Source organism: Bacillus nitratireducens (genome assembly GCF_001884135.1).
In the GTDB taxonomy this organism is placed as follows: Bacteria; Bacillota; Bacilli; order Bacillales; family Bacillaceae_G; genus Bacillus_A; species Bacillus_A nitratireducens.
The window spans coordinates 340903-363598 of the sequence record NZ_MAOC01000020.1 but is presented as its reverse complement, the minus strand read 5'-3'; the positions used below and the strand labels follow the sequence as shown (position 1 = coordinate 363598).

Below are 22696 nucleotides of genomic sequence, written 5' to 3'. Positions count from 1 at the left end.
AAAATTCACTCATCTTTTATTATACTATTTCTTTGTAATATATGCCCATTTATAACTGAAGTCTCCACCAAACGTATGGTTAGCGATACCTTTTACATATGTCTTCTCTAAATAAGCCGTACTTTGTTGATACGTAGGTGAGATTGCAGCGTCTTGACCAATTAAGATTTTTTCAGCTTCCGCAAGTGCTTTCCAGCGTGCTGCATCATCTTTTAATAATTCTCCTTTTGATTTTGCTACTAAATCATCATACTTCGGATTAGAATAATCCATTTCATTAAATGAGCTTCCCGTTACAAACATATCAATATAAGTCATTGGATCTGGATAATCTGGACTCCAAGCAGATAATGAGAATTCATATTCAAATTTCTTTTCTAAATCTAGCTTCTGCTTATATGGTTGTTGTTTCAAATTCACTTTTAGACCCGGTAAATTTTTCTCTAACTCTTCTTTAATAAAGTCGCCCACTTTTTTACGGCTACCGTTATCATCATTCAGAAATTCTACTGTAATTGTATCTTGGCCAAGTTCTTTCTTCGCTTCTTCCCATAATTTTTTTGCTTTTTCTGCATTATCTTTACTGTCACGGAAATTTTTATTTACAGAACGGAAATCTTTCCCATCTGGCCCTGTCGTAAATTTTTCAGGTACTAAGAAATATGCTGGCAATGATCCGTCATTTAAAATAACATTCGCAATTCCTTTTTTATCATATGCCAAATCAATTGCTTCACGTACTTTTTGGTTTTTAAATGTTGCATTTTTTTGGTTAAAGCGCAAGAAATACATACGTGGATCTAACTTTGTTTTAAATTCATCTGGCTTATTCTTTTTATATTTATCAACAAATTCAGAACTTAAAATAACTCGATCTGCTTGATCACTATCATATAAATTTACTCCTGTGCTCGTTTCTTTCACAATACTTACATTAATTTCTTCTAACTTTACAGTATCTTTATCCCAATAATTAGGGTTTTTCTTTAACTGATAACTTTGTTCATGTTTCCATTGACTCATAGTAAATGGTCCATTGTATAATAATTTATCTGCTTCTAATGCATATTTATCCCCTTGTTCTTTTACATATTTTTCATTTAAAGGGAAAAATGTCGGGAATGAAGTCAGCTCAAGGAAATATGGTGCTGGTTGTTCTAATTCTACTACTAACGTTTTATCATCCTTCGCTTTCACTCCTAATTGATCTAGCGGTAATTCTCCTTTATTTACTTTCTGTGCATTTTTCACATCAAATAAAATAAATGCATACTCAGCTGCCGTTGCTTTATCTAATGCACGTTGCCATGCATATACAAAGTCTTGTGCTCGAACTGGATCACCATTAGACCATTTCGCATCTCGTAATTCAAATGTATATGTCGTTTTATCCTCACTAATCTTCACATCTTTTGCCATACCTGGAGTTGGCTTATTGTCCTTATCTAAACGATATAGCCCTTCCATTGCATTTACAAAGGCCCGGAATGATACTGAATCCGTTGATTTTGATGTATCCATTGAAGGAATTTCTGCTGTTTCTAGTAAGTTTAATACTTGCTTATCTGCTACTCCCTTACCTGCTTCTTTCTTTGTTGTAGATGCCTTCTCCCCATTTCCGCAACCTGCAACCAATACACTAGTTGATAATGCAACTGCAGCAATCGTTGTTACCTTTCTCTTCATTCTTCCTTCCCCCAATCTATATGTATAAATGAAAGCTAGTATAATACATATTATTATACAAAAAATTCAGATTATTTCAAATATTATTTTTCACACACAAAAAAAGAAGCAGATAGAAAGTTCTTTCCATCCGCTTCTTTTTCTATCACTTTTACTTGCAATCCATCCTCTATTTCAAACGGATTTTGAACCTTGAATATTTCTTCCATCATCTTCAAAAACTCTTCTTCATTTTTAGATTCACCATTAATCGTAAGGGAGTATGGTTCAATTTCACTCAATTTATAATCAACAATAAATTGAATCGTAACTTTTTGTCTTGGCATCCCTGGGCTGTATCCTTGAAATTCTACTAATTCCATACCTTCCGATCCACGATAATATATCCACCCTGAATTTTGAAAATAGCTTTCAAACGATTCACCAATCGAAAAGAATGGATATTCATAAAGCGAACTTGTACGTACTTTTTGTATAATATCTCGATCAGTCGGAAAAAAGAAATGGCTTAAAAGAAGGCTAGCAACTGCTAAAATAGTTACGATTGTTGCTCCCATTTTACTCGTTCCACCACTATCACGGATAAGATAATTTTCAACCGATTCATCTTTAATTCCCCGTGCTTTTATTCGATATATACGCCTTTCTGCAAATTGATAATATAATCCATTCGCAAAAATCCCCATCCCAAATAGAATAAAAACGAGTAATAAAAACGTAAGAGGCACCATATTAATGATTGGCAATGCTACATTGAACCCCATATAATAAGAAAACGCATCACATGCTACTAATAACAGTATAAATAAAGCAGCAGGTAAATAATGCTTACGATATCCAAGCCAACCTACATTGAAAATAGTAGCCAAACCATTCCAGCTCCACCTAGCAATTCGCTTGTTCTCAAGCTCCCATTTTCTTTTGTAATACGGATATTGTCTCCCTACATATACTTCTAATTCTTTGTCTATTAACGAGCTACTTTCCCCTTGTTCATTATGCAAATTCCGTTGACAATTTGCACAATTTAACTGATCATTAGTACAAGGTCGCCCACAATTTATACATTTCAAAACGATCCCTCTTTCCATCCACACTTCATTTTAAAATACCTTCATGCTTCAATAACCACTCTTTCCTCCATAAACCACCCGCATACCCAACAAGCTTTCCACTCTTTCCTATTACACGGTGACATGGAACGATAATTGAAATTGGATTCCGGCTATTTGCTCCTCCTATCGCTCGTACAGCTTTTGTATTGCCGACCTTCTCCGCAATATCTAAATATGAAGCACTTACGCCGTACGGAATAGTATAGAGCGCATCCCATACATTTTTTTGAAATAATGTTCCCTCAGCAGACAACGGAACCGTGAACTCTTTTCTTTTCCCCTTAAAATATTCCTCTAGCTCATTTATACACTGATTTATCATTTCATTTGTACGTTCTTCTTGTCGTTCATCAACAAATATAACAGACGTAATTCCTTTATCATTCGCTGTAATTTCCAGCAAACCTAATTCACTTTCATAATATGCCTGATACATATGTCATCCTCCAATTCATTTCATATTAGTCATTGTAACACGAATAGACAAAATTTTTCGTATAAGCGTTTTGTTAGGGAAACAAAAAAGAGAATGATACAATGTAAGAAAATTCAATCAAGGAGGCTATTTGATGCATTCCCAACTTTTTTCACCCTATACAATTAAGGACGTTACACTAAAAAACCGTATCGTTATGTCGCCTATGTGCATGTATTCATCAGAGAATGAGGATGGCCAAATAACTAATTTTCATCTCATCCATTATGGAACCAGGGCTGCTGGTCAAGTAGGTCTAGTTATGATTGAAGCAACAGCTGTGTTACCTGAAGGTCGAATTTCTAACAAAGACCTAGGCATTTGGGATGACAGTCTAATTGAAGGCTTACATAAAACGACAACTTTTATACATGATAACGGTGCACAAGCAGCCATTCAACTCGCTCATGCCGGAAGAAAGGCTGAATTAGAAACAGACGCTTTCGCTCCCTCAGCAATTCCATTTAGCGACGGAATGAAAATACCAGTAGAAATGAATAAACAGCAAATTAAAGAAACTGTTTCTGCTTTTCAAAAAGCAGCTTTCCGCTCTAAACAAGCGGGATTTGACATTATTGAATTACACGGCGCTCACGGTTATCTTATTAATGAATTTCTTTCTCCACTTTCCAATAAGCGGACTGATGAATACGGGGGCTCACCTGAAAATCGCTATCGTTTCTTACGCGAAATCATTGACTCTGTAAATGCAGTTTGGAACGGACCGTTATTTGTTCGTATTTCGGCAAATGATTATCATCCTGACGGGTTAACGGTTCAAGATTATGTACAGTATACAGGATGGATGAAAGAACAGGGGGTCGATTTAATCGATTGTAGTTCTGGTGCTGTTGTACCGGCACATATTGATGTGTATCCTGGGTATCAAGTACAATATGCTAAACATATTAAGGAACATGTTAACATTGCAACAGGCGCAGTAGGATTAATTACAACTGGATCACAAGCAGAGCAAATTTTAAAAACTAACGAGGCAGATTTAATTTTTATCGGACGTGAGTTACTTCGCAATCCATACTTCCCAAGAATAGTCGCCAATGAACTAGGCTTTGAATTACAAGAACCATATCAGTACCGACGAGCACCTGGAAACATTAAAACTAATAAATAAAACCGAGAAGTCATTCTTCTCGGTTTTATTTATTCTATAGTTGTAATTTCATTTGAATTATAAATATGGATACCCGATTCCTCTCGTAGCGCCGTTATATACATTCCTTTCGCCACATCTTTAGCTGAAATTGGTTTGTACTTTTTAAAAGCTCCTTTAAATATAAACGGAAGAATACGAGATAATTTCTCAGCCATTCTTTCTCCAAAACGATATTCTTGTCGATTTCCTACTAATAATGAAGGCCTAAAAATGTGTATGCCACCAATAACTAGCTTTTTCAGCTCCTCTTCCATCCTCCCCTTCACTTGCGAGTAAAAGAAGAATGATTTAGGTTTCGCTCCCATTGATGAAATAACAAGAAAATTTTGCACGCCCTGTTTTTCAGCTAAGCAAGCAGCTCGCAATGTATATTCATAATCTACTTTTTTAAAATTCGCCTTCGACTTCGCTTTTTTTATCGTTGTCCCTAAACAACTGAATACATCATCTACTGCAAAAAATTCTTTATATTCCTCTAACACTGAAAAATCCACCTGTTTCTGCTGTAATTTCTCATGTTGTAATTGTAATGGTTCCCTTACAAAAATAGTAACCGAATCGTAGTAATCTGAGTCAAGTAATAGTCGCGTTATTTCTTGTCCAACTAACCCACTTGCACCAAGTACTAACGCTGTTCGCTTATTCATATATGTGTATACCTCTTTATTTACTATTCTCCCCTATAGCTATTCGTCGCTAACAGGAGTTTCCGTTCTCCCATTTTACCATAAGTAAAGCACTATGCGTACGCATAGTGCTTTACTTACTCTTTTTTCTTTTCTTTTTCTTCCATTGGTAATTTCGTTATTGTTGTAGCACCTCCTAAATTACTTATTAATCTCCTTAAAAAAATTAAAACAAAAGATAATGGCAAAACGACCGCAAGTATTAATAAGATGGCCTCCATGAAGTAACCCAAGCACTCATCCCCTTTTTTCTGCTCCCTCCCAATATATGAAAGTAACATTGTCACATATGCACTAATAATAAAAATTAATACCGTTCTTTTTGACAAATTTATAACAAAATCAAATCGTAATGATTATTATTTATTGCAACTTTCATAAAGATGTATTATACTAGGTTCGCGCACTAAAACGTAATTATTCCGTTTTGCATTAAAACGCTATTTTCTTCTAATATTTGGAGAAAATATAATTGTAAAAAAGAAAAGAGGAGAATTATATGCCTAAAAAATTAGCTCTATTTTCATTTATACTTATTTTCACACTCATCTTTGCTGGATGTTCTAACAACAAAGAAGGTGCAGCGAAAAAAGATGGGAAACTTTCTGTTTATACAACCATTTTCCCACTCGCTGACTTTGCAAAAAAAATCGGTGGTGATTATGTAAATGTAGAAACAATTTACCCACCTGGTGCGGATTCTCATACATTTGAACCAAGTCAAAAGCAGACTGTACAAGTCGCGAAAGCCGATTTATTTGTTTATAACGGCGCAGAATTAGAACCATTTGCCGAAAAAATGGAAAAATCATTAAAAAAAGAAAACGTAAAAATTGTAAATGCATCTAAAGATATCGAACTTCGTGCTTCATCTGAAGAAGAGCAGCACGATCATGGAGACGGTCATAAAGAAGATGAACATCATCATGATAAAGACCCACACGTTTGGATAGATCCTACTCTTGCGATGAAACAAGCAGAAAAAATTAAAAATGCACTTGTAGAATTACAGCCTGAACATAAAAAAGAGTTCGAAAAAAACTTTGCAGCACTACAAACAAAATTTACTGATTTAGATGATCAATTTAAAGCTGTCATTGCAAATGCAAAAACGAAAGAAATATTAGTTTCACACGCAGCTTATGGCTACTGGGAACAACGATACGGTTTAAAACAAATCCCAATCGCTGGAATTTCAGCATCTGATGAACCATCTCAAAAACAGCTGGCTGACATTACAAAAACAGTAAAAGAGCACGGTCTAAAATATATTTTATTTGAAACATTCTCCACTCCAAAAGTAGCATCAGTGATTCAACAAGAAACTGGCACAAAAATTTTACGTTTAAATCACCTTGCTACTATTTCTGAAGATGATGCTAAGAACAATAAAGATTACTTTACTTTAATGGAAGAAAACGTGAATACATTGAAAGAAGCTACTAACTAATCAACTTTTTATCCCGTATTAACGGGCAGTAAACGCCCGATTGATGCGGGCTGATAATGAGTGGGGGATGAACAAAACCCCCACTCATTAAAGTTTCACTTTATAAGAAGCTGAATATGCCATTCAGCTTCTTTTTTGTTTGTTCTCACTTGACTTGACCAAAATAACAAGTAAAATTATCCATATTAGCTTTTAAGCTATATTAATTTAGAAGGTGAGTTGGAATTATGATTCTTCACATTAGTGAAGTAACAGCAAAAAATTGGCGTTCAGTAGCTGCTTTAAACGTCGCAAAAGACCAGCAGCAATTTATTGAAAGCAATGCGTTTTCTTTAGCAGAATCATTATTTGAAGGAAACGGAACGTCAGTAGGTTTATATGATGGAGAAACACTTGTAGGGTATGCAATGTATGGATGGTATTGGGAAAAACGTAAAAGTGTCTGGTTAGATCGCTTTATGATTGACGAGCAATATCAAGGAAAAGGATACGCAAAACGTTTCCTTCGCATACTCATTCAATTCTTACAAGAAAAATTTGAATGCAAAATAATTTATTTAAGTTTACATCCTGACAACAAACTCGCAATGGGACTATATGAGTCATTTGGCTTCCGTTTAAATGGTGATATTGATGATGAAGGCCCAGTTGTAGGTGTTGTAATGGAATTACTAATAGATGAAAATACGAGCCTGTGAAAACAGGCTTTTTATTATACATTTATCAATGTTATTTCTATTTTTAGTTTCTTCCTCTTATATACTCCATTTTTACAATCTAATATTCTTTCAATGAAGTTCTCCAAAGTATAAAAAAATAAACCTGCAATTACGCAGGCTTATTTCACACACTCTTGGAAATGTTCTTGGAACCATTCTTTATTAATATCTTTTCCGATAAACACTACTTCACTTACTCGCTCTTCGCCCTCTTGCCACTCTCTATCGTACGAAGCGGCAAACAGTGTATGCACACCTTGGAAAACGATACGTTTATCTACTCCATCAATAGATAAAATTCCTTTGTAACGATATAAATACTCCCCTAGCTCTTGAACGACAGCTGACATCCACTCATTCAATTTTTGTAAATCTAACGGACGTTCTTCACGTAATACAAATGATTTTACACCTTCTAGATGGTTATGTTCTTTATGAGGGTAAATTTGTAACGTATCTTTCGTTTTAAACGTTTGTATTTGTAGTAATGATGGAATATCCACATCACAGTTAGTGGCCTCGATTAACTTTGCAGTTGGGTTAATACCTTGTAGTTCCTGCAATAGATTTTCCTTTTCACTTTCATCCACTAAATCTAATTTATTTACTAAAACGACATCAGCAAATGCAATTTGTTCTTTTGCTTCTAGTCCTTTTTCAAAATGTTTATGTATATGGTAACTATCTACTACCGTTACAACACCGTTAATTTGATATGCAGATTGAATAACAGGATCTAAAAAGAATGTTTGAATAATCGGACCTGGATTTGCAAGACCCGTCGTTTCAATTACTAATCCATCAAAGTCCATTTTACCTTCAGCTTTTACGTCCAGTAATTGTTTTAAAGCAACGAGTAAATCTTCACGTACAGTACAACATAAACATCCATTCGTCATCTCCATAATCTCTTCTTCGACATTCATAATCAGCTGATTATCAATACCAATTTGCCCTATTTCATTTACAATCACTGCTAATTTTTTACCATGATTTTCTGTTAAAATACGATTTAATAATGTCGTTTTCCCAGATCCAAGAAAACCAGTTAATATCGTTACTGGAATCATCCCTTACATCTCCTTATAGCTATATGTTTCTACATTATAGCATATAGAGAAAATCGTTTTTGTAGCAAAACATATTTATTGTATGTCCGAACCTGTAACTATATAATAATATGTAGTAAGAAAGCCTTTTCAAAAATATTATTCATTCATATAGGGGGTACTTATAGTGGAACGAGTTCAAATGGCCGAAACACTAGAATTTTCTCGTATTATTCAAGGTTTTTGGCGTTTAGCAGAATGGAATATGACAAAGCAAGAGTTACTTTCTTTTATTGAAGACTGTATGGATATGGGGATTACTACTTTCGATCACGCTGATATTTATGGCGGATATACGTGTGAAGGATTGTTTGGAGAAGCGTTACAACTCAAGCCTTCCTTGCGCGAAAATATGCAAATTATCACAAAATGTGGAATCGCTCCCCCATCACCAAAATTTCCAGAACGATATGTCGCTCACTACAATACGAGTGCAGAACATATCATAAAGAGCGCGGAAGATTCATTACAAAACTTACATACAGACTATATTGATGTACTGCTCATCCATCGCCCAGATCCATTTATGGATCCAACTGAAGTGGCAGAAGCATTCTCACGCTTAAAGCAAGAAGGCAAAGTTCGTCACTTCGGTGTATCTAACTTCTTACCTTCACAATTTAATATGTTAAGTTCGTATTTAGATTTCCCGCTCATTACAAATCAAATTGAAGTATCTGCGATGCAGCTTGAGCATTTTGAAAAAGGTACGATTGATTTATGCCAAGAAAAACGAATCAATCCAATGATTTGGTCACCTCTTGCTGGTGGTGAAATCTTTACTGGTCAATCAGAACGTGCCATACGTGTACGTGAAACTTTACAAAAAGTTGCTACTGAACTAAATGTTACTAGCATCGATACGGTTATGTATGCATGGTTGCTTGCTCACCCAGCTAACATGATGCCAATCGTTGGATCTGGTAAATTAGATCGTGTTAAAACAGCCGCGCTTGCTACAAAAGTTAATTTAGATCGTCAACAATGGTTTACAATTTTCGAAAGCTCTAATGGACATCCTGTACCATAATACTCAAAAAGAAGAGCTGTTTCTTTACAGCTCTTCTTTTTCATATGTATTTCTAGTCATGGCAAATACACACATATCCCTTAATCCATTTCCATCTACTGCAACACTCGCACTTTCTAACGTACCTTCTAACTTAAATCCTAATTTCTCAGGTATCGCTCTACTCTTCTTATTTAAAGAATCGCATCGAATTTCTACGCGGTTTGCTTTCAATTCAGTGAAAGCATAATCTGTTATACCTTTTGCAGCCTCTACCATATAGCCCTTTCCACTAAACCTTGAATCAATCCAATACCCGATTTCAAATTGAGGTATATCCCAATTAATACGATGTAATCCGGCAGATGCAACAAATTCACCTGTTTCTTTCAAAAAAACTAGTAATCTCAAATCCTCACGCTGCAAAAATTGAATATGCGATTTTCTAATACTCTCTTCTATTTCTTCCTCTGTTTGCTCTTTTTGTGCAAAGACCATCCAAGGTTTTAGTTCTTTCATTGAAGCTTGAATTGCGTCATATACAACTTTACCGTCATCTGGTTTTGGCATTCGTATATAAAGCCTTTCAGTATAAAATTCAGAAGGAAAATCGAATAATAACGGATTCATTTTCAACACTCCCTATATTTCTTTTATATATAATAATATCCATCTCAAGTTATACAGTAAAGAAATTTCTGAATTTTACACATTTTGATCATTTACCTCTACCGCCACACGAACTCCGGATTCAATCGCACCTTGAATCCATCCGTGATACAGCGTTGTATGATCACCAGCGAAGTAAATTCTTCCCTCAGGTTTTACAATGACTGGCTGTAATTCAGATTCTTGGCCAGCTTGAAATAGTGCAAACCCTCCAAGCGCATATGGATCTAATGTCCAACTCTTTGATATTCCAGACATAAACTCATCATATACTTGACCACCTAATATTGTTGCTAAATTTTGTAATGTGTAATAGATACGATCCCCTTTTGATAAACCATCCCATAGTAATGCATCGTATGACCACGTATAACTCCCAAGCATAATGGCTGGTCCTTTTGAACCGATTCCATGACTTGGATAATACGCATAACGTATAGGAAGATCTGTTATAATTCTCCCACCTAATTGCCCTTGTTCCTCCCAAAAACGACTTTTAAATTGAATTCCTATTTTTGTAGCTGGCATATAATGCAATTCGCGAATTGTTTTCCACTTCGCATGAGATATCGAATCAAATGGATCTACTTCTACAAATCGCATTGTTGAAAAAGGAATTGTAACAATAACTAAGTCCCCTGTAATACTACTATATTCAAAAGTTTCCTCGTTCCGATAGAAAGCTGTCACACCGTTATCTTGTTGATGAAGCTTCATTAATTTTTGATTATATATAATATTTTCTTCTAGTTGCGGTAAAAAAGACTTTGGTAATCTATCATTCCCACCTATTATTTCGCAAAATCCACTTTCCTCTTGCATAATGTATAAAAAGCGTAACGTCTCAACGAATGACCTTTCCAAAAAGCCTTCTAAATCTAATAAAACACCAATCATCTCAATCGTTACTGGCGAGAAATACGTATTATATTGATAAGGATGATACTTTAAAAATTGCCCTGTAGAATATCTCCCAAAATCCTTTACTACAATATCCCAATTTTTCTCTGGGTTCTTTTTTATAAAATTTATAATGGGCTGTACCGCTAACATTAATAGTTCCTCAGACGTTTTCCCAACTTCATTCATTTCCACAGGATATCTTAAAATACTTGGATCTTTTTCGTATTGTTTTAATGTCGTTTTCCGACCATTTACGTAGATAATATCTGTCTCATTCCTATTAATAAAAGGGCTCACCTGTAGCCCAAACTTTCTTATATATGCCATCGTTAATGTATGCGAATACGGAATTCTCATTGCTCCAACATCTAAATATAATCCGGTATCTTCCATTCTAACTGTCTCTATACGGCCACCTACCCGGTTGTTTGCTTCAAAAATCTTCACTTCATGTCCCGCAGCCTTTAATAAAGATGCCGAAACTAATCCAGCCATACCAGCCCCTACTACAATAATTTGTTTCGGGCGTGACGTCTTCTCCAATCCTTTATCTATAACTTTTAACGTTTCATCCATCTCATTGTTAAACATTATAGCTTTCTGCACAATTCCACCCCTTACTTCATAAAGTGAAGCTATAATCAGTGGGTTTGTTCCTACCCACTGATTATTAGTTGAACCAATCGAGCTTTTATGGGCATTAGTGGTTTAGTGCATTTTATTCATAAATCCCCTCAAACATAACACCATAGCAAGTCGAATATTCACTAAAAGTACATAAGGTATAGCTCTCACATCTCTTCACGCTCCGTATAATATAGCAACTGTAAAGAAGGAGTGGTTAAAAATGAAACATACTTATGATTACCACGCTACAAAAAAGCATTTAGAATTAAAGAAACAACAACTATGTAAAAAACTTAGTAGTATACAATTATCAGAAAACGAACGTGATCAAATAAAACTTGAGATTGATAACTACGACTATATTTTAACCTTAGTCGAAATGAATCATTATGAACGAGGGTTTTCTCGTTAAAAGTGGATATATTATCATCCTCTTTTTTGTATGAGCATTTCACTACGCATTTTTCGTAAGTAAATATATAATAGAATGTACATTAAGATTGAGAGGTATATTCTATGATCAAATTAAGTGTATTAGACCAATCACCTATTTCTGATGGCAGTACAGCAGCTGAAGCTTTTTCACATACAGTAACACTTGCACAAGAAGTTGAAAAACTAGGATTTACACGTTTTTGGGTATCTGAACACCATAATTCTGTAAGTCTAGCAGGTTCAAGTCCAGAAATACTTATTTCACATATCGCAGCAAAAACGAATCATATTAGAGTTGGTTCGGGTGGTGTTATGTTGCCGCACTATAGTCCATATAAAGTTGCCGAGAATTTCCGCGTGTTAGAGGCACTTTATCCAAACCGTATTGACCTTGGTGTTGGTAGAGCGCCTGGTGGTATGCCGATAGCAACTCGCGCACTTCAAGAAGGTAAAATGGTCTCACTTGATCAATATCCAGAACAAATTGCAGATGTTGCTATGTACTTACATGATCAAGTACCAGAAAACCATCATTATGCAAATTTAAAGGCTACTCCAGTTATCACAACATCTCCTGAAATGTGGATGCTTGGTTCTAGCGGGGAAAGTGCAATGATTGCTGCAAAGCAAGGCGCTTCCTTTGCATTTGCACAGTTCATTAACGGATACGGTGGCCCTGAAGTAATGAAAGCCTATCAAGAACAATTCCAACCTTCCTATTTAGGTGATAAACCAAAATCAATCGTCTCTATTTTTGTTATTTGCGGAGAAACAAACGAAGAAGCGGAGAATATAGCATCAAGCCTTGATTTATCGATTTTACTATTAGAACAAGGAAAACGGACTACTGGAACCCCGTCTATTGAAACTGCTCAAAATTATTCGTATAGTGCTTATGACCTATTTCGTATTAAAGAAAATCGTCAACGTATGATCGTCGGCGATCCGTCTTCTGTAAAAGAAAAAATATTAAACTTAAGCAAAGCATACAATGCTGAAGAGTTTATGATTGTCACAATCACTCATCAATTTGAAGATAAATTAAACTCTTATCGCTTATTGGCAGACGCTTTTAATTTATAATAACGAAAAGGAGATGCATCACATATGATGCATCTCCCTTTCTTACTACCAATCAATTGTTTTTGTTTCCTATATATTCAATAGCTTCTTTTAATACCACATCAAAATTCTCAGGATAATCATGATTTAAATTAGGTACCACTTTATACTTATGTTCTATATTTTTATCTTTTAATAACTTTACAAATTGCTGTGTACATTCGAAACAATCTTCATCTTGATCCCCACATATTATATATCCTTTTATGCTTTTATCATGTAATATTCCAATCATTTCTTCCCATTCTTCCATTTCAGGGAGCCACGGTGCCACAAAAATAAAACCGTTCACTTCTATTTCACCTTGTAACATGGAATGTAGCGCTACTCTTGCCCCAGCAGAAAATCCACCAATGATAATGTTTTCAAATGTATTACTCAACATAATCTTATTGTAATGTCCTTTTAACTCTTCTCTTCCTCTTTCGATATTATCCCAAACATATCCATCTGAAAATTGAGTTTGAGACGATTGAGGAAACACTAACATATAATCTCGTTCCAAAGCTGAATGCCAATAAGGTTCTACTATTTTTATATTTTCTTGATCACCATGCATTGTTATTAATAGATTTTCATTTTGTTTACTGTATATATATTTCACGTCTGCTTGTTCCGATTTCTTTGCTAACTCTTCTCTTTCTTTACATAATTGAACCATTCTATGAAACTCTTCAAATTTATGTAATGGTTTTAAATCATCATCGGAAATTAAATACTCACTTCCATACCAAAACCCATTTTCTATAATTGCTTTCTTCATTAAATGCAACGCTTCATCTTCAAGTCCTGCTGCACTTGCTAGCGCATATTTAAAGTTATATATTTGTGCTTCATTACCTATTACATCTTTAGCATGCTCCATTATATAAGTGTATGCTTCAAAACTTCCTTTTTTTGCATAACAATCTAGCGTTTCATTTAATAATTGAATATAAGTCATACTATTTTTCATATAGAAATCCCCCGTAACCTTTTAAAATATTTTTTCTCCAATCATCCTATCATTCTTGGGTCAGGGTATAAGTAGTAAAATTCTACAATTCACCTTAACAATACCTGATTTTCAGAATGATATTTAATAATTAATGTATGTATACGCATAATACACCACTCCTTCCTATCCACTAGTTATAGTATAAAATTAAATAGACTGAAAAATCAATATTTTAAAAACAAAAAAAAGACAACAATATATTATTGTTGTTCTCATAACATCTACCCAGTATTCTTTTTTTTCTTATCTGGTTTACTTGAAACTAAATAATGTTTTTCTGAAATATATAAATTTCTTTTTAATATACGATTTAAATATGGTCCTAGCTTCATTCCACATATGAGGCGATCTTCGCTATCTTCAACAATTGGGAACATTTCTTTTTCTGTTACATATTGATCTACGGCCTTTTGTACGATATCAATTTCTTTAACTAGGTTTAAATTTTCTTCTGTATGCTCAAATACCTCAAGCGTTTCCTTCGTAATAAGAAAAAAATTGGTTGGAAATGCAGGTAAATAGGGCTTTAACAAATCATAATTTACTGTGTAATCATCATTTACTAATACTGTATAAACGATATTAGCATTCGTTTCTAGAAACTTAGCCATCGCTTGCTCTAATTCGTCTTTCGTAATTTCCCGCTCTTCTTTTCCAGTTCTGAAAAAGCGAAACATCGCATCGCCTCCTTTTTACTATATTATAGCATAAAAGGAAACTGAAAAATCATAAAAAACTCTATTGAAAGAATTTTTCAATAGAGTTTTTCTTTAATCCATTTATGTTTATTTTAAGAATGCACTTAACATCCATACATGTTGTTCTAATGTCGTATGAATTGCTAATAGCATATCAGCAGATGTTTCATCACTAGCTTCATCCGCTACTTCCATACCTTCTCTCAATTCTTGAATGAGTGCAGAAAAATCATTTACTAAAGTTTGTACCATTTCTTCTGCAGACTCTTTGCTTGTCCCTTCACTCACAGTAGCAGTTGCTAGATATTCTTTCATTGTCGCTAACGGTTTTCCTTCTAGCGCTAAAATACGTTCTGCTAACTCATCAATGTAAGTCCCTGCTTCATTATAAAACTCTTCAAATTTCTCATGTAATGTAAAGAAGTGTGGTCCTGTCACATACCAGTGATAATTATGCAGTTTCACATATAACACATTCCAGTTTGCTACCTGCTTGTTTAATACTTCAACAACATTTGTTTTCGTACTCATACAATCCACTCCTCTTAGCATTTTTATAATTATTATCTTTTAATAACCTAATTACATTTTACCATACATTTCCTACTCGTTTGAATGAACAGCTTATATGTAACAAAGTTTTAACAACCTTAATATTTCCCTAATATCATATAATTCATGTATTCTTTCAACTACTTCATATGTCTAATTGTCCAAGCTCACACATATGCATAATAGTAAGTCAAGCTCATCATAGAAGAAAGAGGGATAACATGGACAATCAACAATGGCAAGTAGCAAAGAAAGTCGCTGCTACTTATATCGGAACTGTCGTTGGAGCTGGATTTGCTACTGGGCGAGAAATTGTTGAATTTTTTACAGTGAACGGATTTTACGGAACCATTGGCATATGTATAAGTGGATTTTTTTTTATTTGGCTCGGCACAAAGATGATGTTACTTTCATCACAAATAGGGGCATTTTCAGCTCAAGAATTTAACAAATATTTATTTGGGGATGTATTTGGAAATGTTGTAAACACATTACTGTTACTCGTATTATTTGGTGTAACAAGCGTTATGTTATCAGGGGCAGGGGCAGTATTTGAAGAACAACTCCGCCTCCCGAGACAACTTGGTATTTTCATCACAGTCATCGCCTGTCTCATTATTGGGAGCCGAGGATTACAAGGTGTTTTTGAAGTAAATACACTTGTCGTACCTATAATGATGATCTTTATTATTGGACTCGCTATCACAACCTTTATTCATGGTACAACTCCTCTTATTAACACCGTTCCTACAGAAAGTTGGAATATGAAATGGATTACTAGCCCGATTACATATGTTGCATTAAATCTTTCACTCGCCCAAAGTGTTCTCGTCCCATTAGCCAGTGAAGTAAAAGACCGAAAAGCTATTTTATGGGGTGGTATTTTAGGAGGCGCAGGGCTTTGCTTCATTTTATTATGTAGCCATTTAGCAATATTATCAGTTGAACAATTTTATCAATACAACATCCCAATGGCTGAAGTTGTAAGAAGATTTAATGCCACTTTCCACTTTTTCTTTGTTCTTATCATTTTTGGTGAAGTGTTCACAACATTAGTTGGGAATATTTTCGGAATGACAAAACAAATGCAATCCATTACAGGATGGAAAAGTCATAACATTATTTACTTCATATTACTAATTAGTTATTGCTTTAGTTACATCGGATATAGCCAATTGCTTCATATTCTATATCCAATAATCGGTTGGGTAAGCATCATTTTACTACCGATTATTGCTTTTAAACAACTTCAAAAAACATGAAAAAGCATCCGCTTATACGGATGCTTTTTCATGTTCATTCACACTCTTCACATACTTCCCAATACGGCCCCATTTCTACTGCAAGATACGGCTTTAATTGCAAACGAATCATTCGACTTGGCATGCGTTCTAATACGAATTGAACGCCTTCCTCCTCTTCATCTAACTCAACTTTTGAAATAGCAATTCTTTGCATCGTAGTAATGGGGCTTCCATCTTTATATAAAGTGATTTTCACCTCATCATATTCATTAAAATACAATTCAACATTCATTTGCTTTTTTAACATTTCATCAACAATTTCATAATTATCATTTTGTTCCTGGATTATATATTTCCAGCCGCCTCTATCCAATTCTATCGGAGCAGCTTGGAATAATGTCATCAAATCCTCGTATAGCATAAGATAACCCCTCTCTTACTAAAAAACGATGAGTATTTTATATACCCTTTATCTCTATCACTATCTATGTTTATTGTACCATATATCACGAATCTTACCGCATTCATTTGCTTTATAAACACATACAAAACATATAGTATTTTTGATTCCTTCTCTACTCACTAGTATGTCCCTTTACTGATAACCTATCACTTTCCTTATTTCCTTCACACTACTTATAAATCTAAAAATTTCACACAAAAGAAGAGTGATTTATATCACTCTCCTCAAAAGACTTTTCCTGCGGCTGCTAATGCTAATACTATAATTAAACTGGCAAATAATAGCGATACAATTAAACTAAAAACCGGTAATATTTTCTTTTCATTCTTCTTAGATAATAATCTCAAGCTAAGAATGATATTTAATGGGACAAATATAAAATAAAAATATTTAACGATTTGTAATGAACTATTTGAAAGTGTTTTAAATACAAACACTTCAATTACAAAAACAGCAAAGAATAAAATACTTAACCAAAACGAGACATAACTAAGCCAAGAATGTCTTTTCGTTCCCCAATACACTCCCATAATAATCTCCTTTATATGTAATCTATACAATATTCATTATACACACACTTAACAAATCCCTCTATTTTTCGACAAATATTTAATAAATTGAACCTCTAATCATTGATATTCCCTATATATAAGCCTACAATAATCCGTTTATCGGCTAAAAAGACTGCCTCTAATAGCACTAATGCTATTTTGAGACAGCCTCCCCTTTTTATACTTTAAATCTTTCAATTAACACTTGTAACTCTTCAGCCATTTGAGATAGTGTACCAGCCGCGGAACCAATTTCTTCCATGGAAGCTAACTGCTCCTCAGCTGACGCTGCAACACTTTGTGTACTCGTCGCGTTATTTTGTGCTGTCATTGCAATTTGGCCAACTGAAATAGATACTTCATTTGCACCTTTTGACATTCCATTAGCCGTTTCAACCATCGTTTTAATTTGATCAGCAATTTCATTTGTAGATTGTAAAATCTCAGTGAAATTTTGTTTTGTTTCATTTGCAATAACAAGTCCAGATTGAACTTCTTCATTTACATCATTCATAGATTTTACTGTCTTACTCATATCATCTTGTATTTCACAAATTAATTTACTAATTTCACTTGATGATACACTAGATTGTTCTGCTAATTTTCGTACTTCATCAGCAACAATTGCAAAGCCTCTTCCATGCTCACCAGCTCTTGCAGCCTCAATTGCTGCATTTAAAGCTAGAAGATTTGTCTGATCTGCAATATTTTGAATGACTTCTAAAATATCACCAATTTGCTTTGATTTGTTATTCAATAACTGAATAACAGCATCTGATTGCGAAACAGATTCTGCAATAGACTGCATTTGATTCACTGTTTTTCCTACTAACTTTTCACCATCTTCTGCTTTTTCACGAGTATGAGCGGAAGCAGTATTAATAGATGATGAACTAGTTGCTACATGCTGAATCCCTTCTGTTACATCAAACAGTAACATAGCACCATTTTCTACGCTTGCTGTTTGCGTCGTTGCACCACTTGATATTTCATCCATTGCTGATGTAATTTGTTCAGTCGCTTCACTCGCTTGTCTCACACTTGCTGTTAACTCTTCAGATGCAGCTGCAACATGCCCTGCTGAAGTATTGATTCTTCCAATTAATGTGCGTAGTGAATGAGTCATCTCATTAAAACCTTTCGCAAGTTGTCCAATTTCATCATTTGAATGTATTTGAATCGTTTGAGTTAAGTCCCCTTCGCTTATTTCTTTAGAAGTGACAACTAATTGTTTTAAAGGTTTGGTAATAGAAATTGTCACGAAATAAATAAGCACTCCACCTACAACTAATGAAATAAACATTACAATTAACATATTATAAAATACAGGTTGAGCAGCCTCAACTATTTCATTTGAGTACATCGTCCCAGCAATTTTCCAACCTGTTTTTAAGTTTGTGGCAAATACCATTTTCTTTTCACTACCGCTATAAGTGTATGAAAAAGTGCCATGGTTATCTTCGTAAATTTTCTTTGCCCAAGAATCATCGGCCTTGTCACCCAATTTTTCTTTAGGGTGAGCAATTATTTTTTGTTTCCCATCTAAAATGAAAGCATAGCCTTTTTTACCAATATTGATTAACTTTGTTGTTTTTAATAAATTATCTAAATTTAAATTTACTGCAACAACACCATTTTTATCTTCAGTTTGTTTTGCGATTGTTACGACAATATGCCCATTTCCTTGTGCCTTATATGGTTCAGTGACAACAATTCCACCTTGCTTATTCACTGCATCTTTATACCAAGAACTCTCTGTTGGATCATAATCTGTTTCCATTTGTATTTTTGGTTCTTGTACAAATTTTTTATCGTTTCCGGCAACATACACTTGTTCTACATCTTTGTTCAAACTAATATATTGAGATAATATTTTTCTTAGTTCGTCCTGATTATCCCCTTGATACATATCACTATGAATCACTCGTGCAAAATTATTTACATCGTTGAATTTCGCATCAATCATTTGATTGATTAAATTATCTAATATTCGTATATTATCCTGAGCGCTATTCATAATTTGTGTTTCAAAATTCTTTTTAGCTGTTTGATACGACATGCCCCCAATAATAGAGACTGCCGCAATTAATATAACAAAAAACGAAATTAATAGTTTTTTTGCTACCTTCATATCTCTAAACCAACTTACTAGTTTACGCATTATAAACCTCCCGTATTTTAATATTAAGTTTTAAAGATTTAGTTGGGTTAATTTTGAATATATCCCATTCCTTAGTTTCTATTTTTATACTTTGTTTTGATGAACACTTTGTAAAGTTTAAATAAATTAATTCCTTTTGTCTATATATATGAATAATATTATTATAAAATTTACAAATATAAAAAACCAAAGGAACAAGCCCTTTGGTTTTTTACATTTTTTTATGTTGTTTAGAAATCTTTTTCCATCTATCTCGTTCAGCTCTTGCCAGAGTAATGTTTTGTTTTCTCATAACATATGCCAATTCTCTTTGCAGCTTTTTATAGCTTAGCAAGCGCTCTACGGGTATAATCCCGTTATCTATAGCACCTCGCACTGCACATCCTGGTTCACCATCATGTTTACAATCTCGAAAGCGGCAAGTATTTGCAAGATCTTCAATATCAGAAAATGCAGTTTGGATTGCCGCGTTTCCTTCCCAAAGCTGAAGTTCTCTCATACCAGGAGTATCAATTATTAAACCACCACTTGGTAATTGGAACAATTCACGGTGAGTTGTCGTATGTCTCCCTTTACTATCTTCTTCACGTATATCACCGGTTTTTGCTACAACTGTTCCTATTAATGCATTTAACAAAGTAGATTTCCCTGCGCCTGAAGATCCAACTAAGGCGATTGTTTTTCCTGGTGAAACAAATTGTTGCAATGATTCTATTCCGACGTACGCTAAGCTATCAACAACAAATATAGGAACACCGATTGCTACTGCTTCAGTTTCTGCAATTTTTTGTTCCACATCTTCACATAAACTACTCTTCGTTAAAACAATAATAGGCATTGCACCACTCTCATAAGCCAATAGCAAATAACGTTCCATCCTTCTTACGTTGAAATCATGGTTAAGAGCATTTACTAAAAAAAGATAATCCACATTCGTAGCTATAATTTGTTCTTCTGTTCGGTAGCCAGCCTCTTGTCTAGAAAAAGAGCTTCTCCTTGGAAAAATACGATGAATAATTGCCTTTCGCTCTCCTTCTATTTTCTTTATATACACCCAATCGCCAACTGCCGGATAATCCCCTTTCGTTAACGCTTCATGACGAAACTTTCCAGACAGTTCCGCTACATATTCACCATCATTACAAATAATCCGATATATATGCTTATGCTCAAGTAAAATACGGCCTACTTCATAGTTCTCTACAGCTTGTTCTTCAAAAAAAGAATCCCATCCGAAAGATTCTAAAATATTTTGATCCAAATTGATATCCTCCCTAGTTTGAACTTAGTGGAAGGATTGTGCGCTCACTTATAGAGTATCGCCCTTTCCGTCCACCTTTGTATTTGGTTTATTATTCATATAAGTTAATTTCGCCATAATACATCACCCCGTTCTAATTTTAATTACTCTCATTATATGGAATATCCCATTAAAAAGCTACCTTATTTAACGTAATTTTCAAACAACTTATTTTTTAGCATTTTAATTTGTCCGCGATGACTAATTTCATCTTCTAGCACATGAAACCAAAGGTAGTGCTGATTATACGCTACGCCATTAGGCCACTTTCTTTCTGACATAAGCCATTGATCATTTTGTTCACTCAAATACTTCAGAGATTCTTCTCGAACACTTTGTAGAAGTTGTACATAATACTGTATTTCATGACCACGGATTGTTCTCCCCGCTTTCCCTAAATACAGTGCGTCTTCCCATATTTCTAATTCTTCTTTTGTAAAGCCGCGCTCTTGAAATGAAATAAGTTGATGTGCTTTTTCTATAGCCGCTATATGCTTTAGTAACGCTCCGATGGAATTCCCTCCACTCGGCATAATTAAATCTAATTGCTCAACTGATAGATCTTTTATTTCCTGTAATGTTACAGCCCTCGTATGCTCCAGCATGCTTACTAATTCTCCTATATTTTTTGTATAACCATCTACACTTCTTATTCGATAATCTATATTCATATCACGCACCCCTTTCTGTATTCATATTAATGAATAACCTCTTCATATAATAACTAAAATATATCAGATTTTTCTGTTATTATTAAATTGAATAAGGAATATACCCAAACAAACTTTCTCAATACGCTTATATGAAATATTAAAAGGAATCAATATGAAAAAATCGAATCTTATTCACTAAAAGGAGTGGATTCGATGGAAATGTATCAATGGCTAACCGCTGTTCTCGTTGGTGGCATTACTGGCTTCGTTTCCCATCTGATCAATAACCAAGGCAAGTTATTGCTTCCACGCCGTTTAAAAACTTTTTTTCATTTTGGATTTTTAACTGATATTTTTACAGGTAGCCTCGCCGCACTTCTTGGACTCGTTTTATTCGATGTCACCTTAATAAAAGAAATTATAAAAGTCTCCATTGTGACCGCTATTTCCGGTCAAACGTTTTTACTTCACCAAGCTCTTGGTGGTGAACAGGCTAAAAATACGCAAATTGGGAAAGCTGATGAGAAAATCCAAGAAATTGACAAACTATTACGACGTTAGTCTATACTTTCTTTAAAAATTATTGTTATAATAAAAAATAAATATTTTCTATTGCGTCGTTTGTCAGAAGAAAGGGTGTTTCGTATGACAAAAAAGAATATAGAAGATTTCTTAACAAACACCGAAAAAGAGGAACTGCTAGAAAACTATAAATGTTTACGAGAAGCCCGCACAAAAAGCGAAGCTAACCATTTTGGTGAAGCAGTAAACCATCTATTAAATAAAGCTAAAAAACGAATTATTGATGATGCAGGGATACATGATGAAAATGCAGCAACTGTTCAATCAAAGAGAAAAGCACTGTTTTAGCTAAAACAGTGCTTTTTATTACGGCATT

General features: G+C 34.3%; 25 protein-coding genes and 1 pseudogene. 9 read left to right on the top strand and 17 right to left on the bottom strand.

Features of this window, described 5'->3' with window-relative positions; translation table 11 throughout:
- Nucleotides 1-24 precede the first annotated feature (24 nt).
- The 3 genes from BAU23_RS07350 to BAU23_RS07340 form a co-directional block, all read right to left on the bottom strand.
- Entirely contained in the window at nt 25-1686 is a 1662-nt protein-coding gene (locus BAU23_RS07350) for a peptide ABC transporter substrate-binding protein (protein WP_071733942.1), read from the bottom strand.
- 83 nt (nt 1687-1769) lie between these two features.
- Nucleotides 1770-2759, bottom strand: coding sequence for a DUF2628 domain-containing protein (locus BAU23_RS07345; protein WP_033656562.1), 990 nt, complete (start codon nt 2757-2759; stop codon nt 1770-1772).
- Nucleotides 2760-2784: 25 nt separating this feature from the next.
- The gene (locus tag BAU23_RS07340) at nt 2785-3237 is read right to left on the bottom strand and encodes a methylated-DNA--[protein]-cysteine S-methyltransferase (RefSeq protein WP_016129224.1); all 453 of its coding nucleotides are present in this window, start codon (nt 3235-3237) and stop codon (nt 2785-2787) included.
- Nucleotides 3238-3370: 133 nt separating this feature from the next.
- On the opposite strand from BAU23_RS07340, the gene namA reads away from it, so the two are divergent.
- Entirely contained in the window at nt 3371-4408 is a 1038-nt protein-coding gene (gene namA / locus BAU23_RS07335; RefSeq protein WP_071733939.1) for an NADPH dehydrogenase NamA, read from the top strand.
- 29 nt (nt 4409-4437) lie between these two features.
- On the opposite strand, the gene BAU23_RS07330 is transcribed toward namA, so the two are convergent.
- Nucleotides 4438-5097 (bottom strand): oxidoreductase, encoded by a 660-nt coding sequence (locus tag BAU23_RS07330; RefSeq protein ID WP_001042741.1) that lies wholly within the window; start codon nt 5095-5097, stop codon nt 4438-4440.
- A 116-nt stretch (nt 5098-5213) separates the two neighbouring features.
- Nucleotides 5214-5369: a hypothetical protein gene (locus BAU23_RS29680; protein WP_420913056.1), complete on the bottom strand. Its 156-nt coding sequence runs from the start codon at nt 5367-5369 to the stop codon at nt 5214-5216.
- 266 nt (nt 5370-5635) lie between these two features.
- On the opposite strand from BAU23_RS29680, the gene BAU23_RS07320 reads away from it, so the two are divergent.
- Both BAU23_RS07320 and BAU23_RS07315 read left to right on the top strand, forming a co-directional pair.
- Nucleotides 5636-6586 (top strand): metal ABC transporter substrate-binding protein, encoded by a 951-nt coding sequence (locus BAU23_RS07320; RefSeq protein WP_071733937.1) that lies wholly within the window; start codon nt 5636-5638, stop codon nt 6584-6586.
- Nucleotides 6587-6813: 227 nt separating this feature from the next.
- The gene (locus BAU23_RS07315; RefSeq protein ID WP_071733935.1) at nt 6814-7284 is read left to right on the top strand and encodes a GNAT family N-acetyltransferase; all 471 of its coding nucleotides are present in this window, start codon (nt 6814-6816) and stop codon (nt 7282-7284) included.
- A 140-nt stretch (nt 7285-7424) separates the two neighbouring features.
- On the opposite strand, the gene BAU23_RS07310 is transcribed toward BAU23_RS07315, so the two are convergent.
- On the bottom strand, nt 7425-8375 hold the full coding sequence (locus BAU23_RS07310; RefSeq protein WP_000613454.1) for a CobW family GTP-binding protein: 951 nt from the start codon (nt 8373-8375) through the stop codon (nt 7425-7427).
- A gap of 166 nt (nt 8376-8541) precedes the next feature.
- Here BAU23_RS07310 and BAU23_RS07305 point away from each other — a divergent pair, with 166 nt between their 5' ends.
- Complete coding sequence (locus BAU23_RS07305) at nt 8542-9444, top strand: aldo/keto reductase (protein ID WP_071733933.1); 903 nt, start codon at nt 8542-8544, stop codon at nt 9442-9444.
- A gap of 24 nt (nt 9445-9468) precedes the next feature.
- Here the strand turns inward: BAU23_RS07305 and BAU23_RS07300 are convergent, their stop codons facing one another.
- The gene (locus BAU23_RS07300; RefSeq protein ID WP_071733931.1) at nt 9469-10053 is read right to left on the bottom strand and encodes a GNAT family N-acetyltransferase; all 585 of its coding nucleotides are present in this window, start codon (nt 10051-10053) and stop codon (nt 9469-9471) included.
- A 75-nt stretch (nt 10054-10128) separates the two neighbouring features.
- Nucleotides 10129-11601: a flavin monoamine oxidase family protein gene (locus tag BAU23_RS07295; protein ID WP_001167902.1), complete on the bottom strand. Its 1473-nt coding sequence runs from the start codon at nt 11599-11601 to the stop codon at nt 10129-10131.
- A gap of 241 nt (nt 11602-11842) precedes the next feature.
- On the opposite strand from BAU23_RS07295, the gene BAU23_RS07290 reads away from it, so the two are divergent.
- Both BAU23_RS07290 and BAU23_RS07285 read left to right on the top strand, forming a co-directional pair.
- Complete coding sequence (locus BAU23_RS07290) at nt 11843-12034, top strand: DUF3896 family protein (protein WP_071733929.1); 192 nt, start codon at nt 11843-11845, stop codon at nt 12032-12034.
- A 104-nt stretch (nt 12035-12138) separates the two neighbouring features.
- Nucleotides 12139-13140, top strand: coding sequence for an LLM class flavin-dependent oxidoreductase (locus BAU23_RS07285; RefSeq protein ID WP_071733927.1), 1002 nt, complete (start codon nt 12139-12141; stop codon nt 13138-13140).
- Nucleotides 13141-13192: 52 nt separating this feature from the next.
- Here the strand turns inward: BAU23_RS07285 and BAU23_RS07280 are convergent, their stop codons facing one another.
- The 3 genes from BAU23_RS07280 to BAU23_RS07270 form a co-directional block, all read right to left on the bottom strand.
- Nucleotides 13193-14134: an alpha/beta hydrolase gene (locus BAU23_RS07280; protein WP_071733925.1), complete on the bottom strand. Its 942-nt coding sequence runs from the start codon at nt 14132-14134 to the stop codon at nt 13193-13195.
- A gap of 263 nt (nt 14135-14397) precedes the next feature.
- Entirely contained in the window at nt 14398-14853 is a 456-nt protein-coding gene (locus BAU23_RS07275; RefSeq protein ID WP_000488202.1) for a DUF3939 domain-containing protein, read from the bottom strand.
- 108 nt (nt 14854-14961) lie between these two features.
- Entirely contained in the window at nt 14962-15405 is a 444-nt protein-coding gene (locus BAU23_RS07270) for a Dps family protein (protein ID WP_000105196.1), read from the bottom strand.
- Between the two features lie 242 nt (nt 15406-15647).
- On the opposite strand from BAU23_RS07270, the gene BAU23_RS07265 reads away from it, so the two are divergent.
- The gene (locus tag BAU23_RS07265) at nt 15648-16688 is read left to right on the top strand and encodes a YkvI family membrane protein (protein WP_002075563.1); all 1041 of its coding nucleotides are present in this window, start codon (nt 15648-15650) and stop codon (nt 16686-16688) included.
- Nucleotides 16689-16722: 34 nt separating this feature from the next.
- Here BAU23_RS07265 and BAU23_RS07260 read toward each other — a convergent pair whose 3' ends face one another.
- From BAU23_RS07260 to BAU23_RS07240, 6 genes and pseudogenes are all read right to left on the bottom strand, one after another.
- Complete coding sequence (locus BAU23_RS07260) at nt 16723-17091, bottom strand: DUF3979 family protein (protein ID WP_000965070.1); 369 nt, start codon at nt 17089-17091, stop codon at nt 16723-16725.
- 266 nt (nt 17092-17357) lie between these two features.
- A complete protein-coding gene (locus BAU23_RS07255; RefSeq protein ID WP_000539563.1) occupies nt 17358-17663 on the bottom strand; it encodes a hypothetical protein in 306 nt (101 codons plus the stop codon).
- A 199-nt stretch (nt 17664-17862) separates the two neighbouring features.
- Nucleotides 17863-18681, bottom strand: coding sequence for a methyl-accepting chemotaxis protein (locus tag BAU23_RS31090; RefSeq protein WP_479370984.1), 819 nt, complete (start codon nt 18679-18681; stop codon nt 17863-17865).
- 123 nt (nt 18682-18804) lie between these two features.
- Nucleotides 18805-19701, bottom strand: a pseudogene (locus BAU23_RS31085) (HAMP domain-containing protein); the annotation flags it as partial.
- A gap of 355 nt (nt 19702-20056) precedes the next feature.
- The gene (gene rsgA, locus BAU23_RS07245; protein WP_071733922.1) at nt 20057-21106 is read right to left on the bottom strand and encodes a ribosome small subunit-dependent GTPase A; all 1050 of its coding nucleotides are present in this window, start codon (nt 21104-21106) and stop codon (nt 20057-20059) included.
- Nucleotides 21107-21288: 182 nt separating this feature from the next.
- Nucleotides 21289-21816 carry a DinB family protein gene (locus BAU23_RS07240; RefSeq protein ID WP_001018106.1) on the bottom strand — a complete coding sequence of 176 codons (528 nt, stop codon included), beginning with the start codon at nt 21814-21816 and terminating at the stop codon, nt 21289-21291.
- A 195-nt stretch (nt 21817-22011) separates the two neighbouring features.
- On the opposite strand from BAU23_RS07240, the gene BAU23_RS07235 reads away from it, so the two are divergent.
- The gene (locus tag BAU23_RS07235) at nt 22012-22359 is read left to right on the top strand and encodes a DUF4257 domain-containing protein (protein WP_000426320.1); all 348 of its coding nucleotides are present in this window, start codon (nt 22012-22014) and stop codon (nt 22357-22359) included.
- Nucleotides 22360-22443: 84 nt separating this feature from the next.
- Nucleotides 22444-22668, top strand: a complete 225-nt coding sequence (locus tag BAU23_RS07230) for a hypothetical protein (RefSeq protein ID WP_071733921.1) — start codon at nt 22444-22446, stop codon at nt 22666-22668.
- The last annotated feature ends 28 nt before the right edge of the window (nt 22669-22696 follow it).

Bases quoted from the DNA above. Each gene is read 5' to 3' on its own strand.
- BAU23_RS07350 (WP_071733942.1), bottom strand. From the start codon at position 1,686: ATGAAGAGAAAGGTAACAACGATTGCTGCAGTTGCATTATCAACTAGT.
- BAU23_RS07340 (WP_016129224.1), bottom strand. From the start codon at position 3,237: ATGTATCAGGCATATTATGAAAGTGAATTAGGTTTGCTGGAAATTACA.
- namA (WP_071733939.1), top strand. From the start codon at position 3,371: ATGCATTCCCAACTTTTTTCACCCTATACAATTAAGGACGTTACACTA.
- BAU23_RS07330 (WP_001042741.1), bottom strand. From the start codon at position 5,097: ATGAATAAGCGAACAGCGTTAGTACTTGGTGCAAGTGGGTTAGTTGGA.
- BAU23_RS07320 (WP_071733937.1), top strand. From the start codon at position 5,636: ATGCCTAAAAAATTAGCTCTATTTTCATTTATACTTATTTTCACACTC.
- BAU23_RS07315 (WP_071733935.1), top strand. From the start codon at position 6,814: ATGATTCTTCACATTAGTGAAGTAACAGCAAAAAATTGGCGTTCAGTA.
- BAU23_RS07310 (WP_000613454.1), bottom strand. From the start codon at position 8,375: ATGATTCCAGTAACGATATTAACTGGTTTTCTTGGATCTGGGAAAACG.
- BAU23_RS07300 (WP_071733931.1), bottom strand. From the start codon at position 10,053: ATGAATCCGTTATTATTCGATTTTCCTTCTGAATTTTATACTGAAAGG.
- BAU23_RS07290 (WP_071733929.1), top strand. From the start codon at position 11,843: ATGAAACATACTTATGATTACCACGCTACAAAAAAGCATTTAGAATTA.
- BAU23_RS07285 (WP_071733927.1), top strand. From the start codon at position 12,139: ATGATCAAATTAAGTGTATTAGACCAATCACCTATTTCTGATGGCAGT.
- BAU23_RS07280 (WP_071733925.1), bottom strand. From the start codon at position 14,134: ATGAAAAATAGTATGACTTATATTCAATTATTAAATGAAACGCTAGAT.
- BAU23_RS07275 (WP_000488202.1), bottom strand. From the start codon at position 14,853: ATGTTTCGCTTTTTCAGAACTGGAAAAGAAGAGCGGGAAATTACGAAA.
- BAU23_RS07270 (WP_000105196.1), bottom strand. From the start codon at position 15,405: ATGAGTACGAAAACAAATGTTGTTGAAGTATTAAACAAGCAGGTAGCA.
- BAU23_RS07265 (WP_002075563.1), top strand. From the start codon at position 15,648: ATGGACAATCAACAATGGCAAGTAGCAAAGAAAGTCGCTGCTACTTAT.
- BAU23_RS07260 (WP_000965070.1), bottom strand. From the start codon at position 17,091: ATGCTATACGAGGATTTGATGACATTATTCCAAGCTGCTCCGATAGAA.
- BAU23_RS07255 (WP_000539563.1), bottom strand. From the start codon at position 17,663: ATGGGAGTGTATTGGGGAACGAAAAGACATTCTTGGCTTAGTTATGTC.
- BAU23_RS31090 (WP_479370984.1), bottom strand. From the start codon at position 18,681: ATGGATGAAATATCAAGTGGTGCAACGACGCAAACAGCAAGCGTAGAA.
- BAU23_RS07240 (WP_001018106.1), bottom strand. From the start codon at position 21,816: ATGAATATAGATTATCGAATAAGAAGTGTAGATGGTTATACAAAAAAT.
- BAU23_RS07235 (WP_000426320.1), top strand. From the start codon at position 22,012: ATGGAAATGTATCAATGGCTAACCGCTGTTCTCGTTGGTGGCATTACT.
- BAU23_RS07230 (WP_071733921.1), top strand. From the start codon at position 22,444: ATGACAAAAAAGAATATAGAAGATTTCTTAACAAACACCGAAAAAGAG.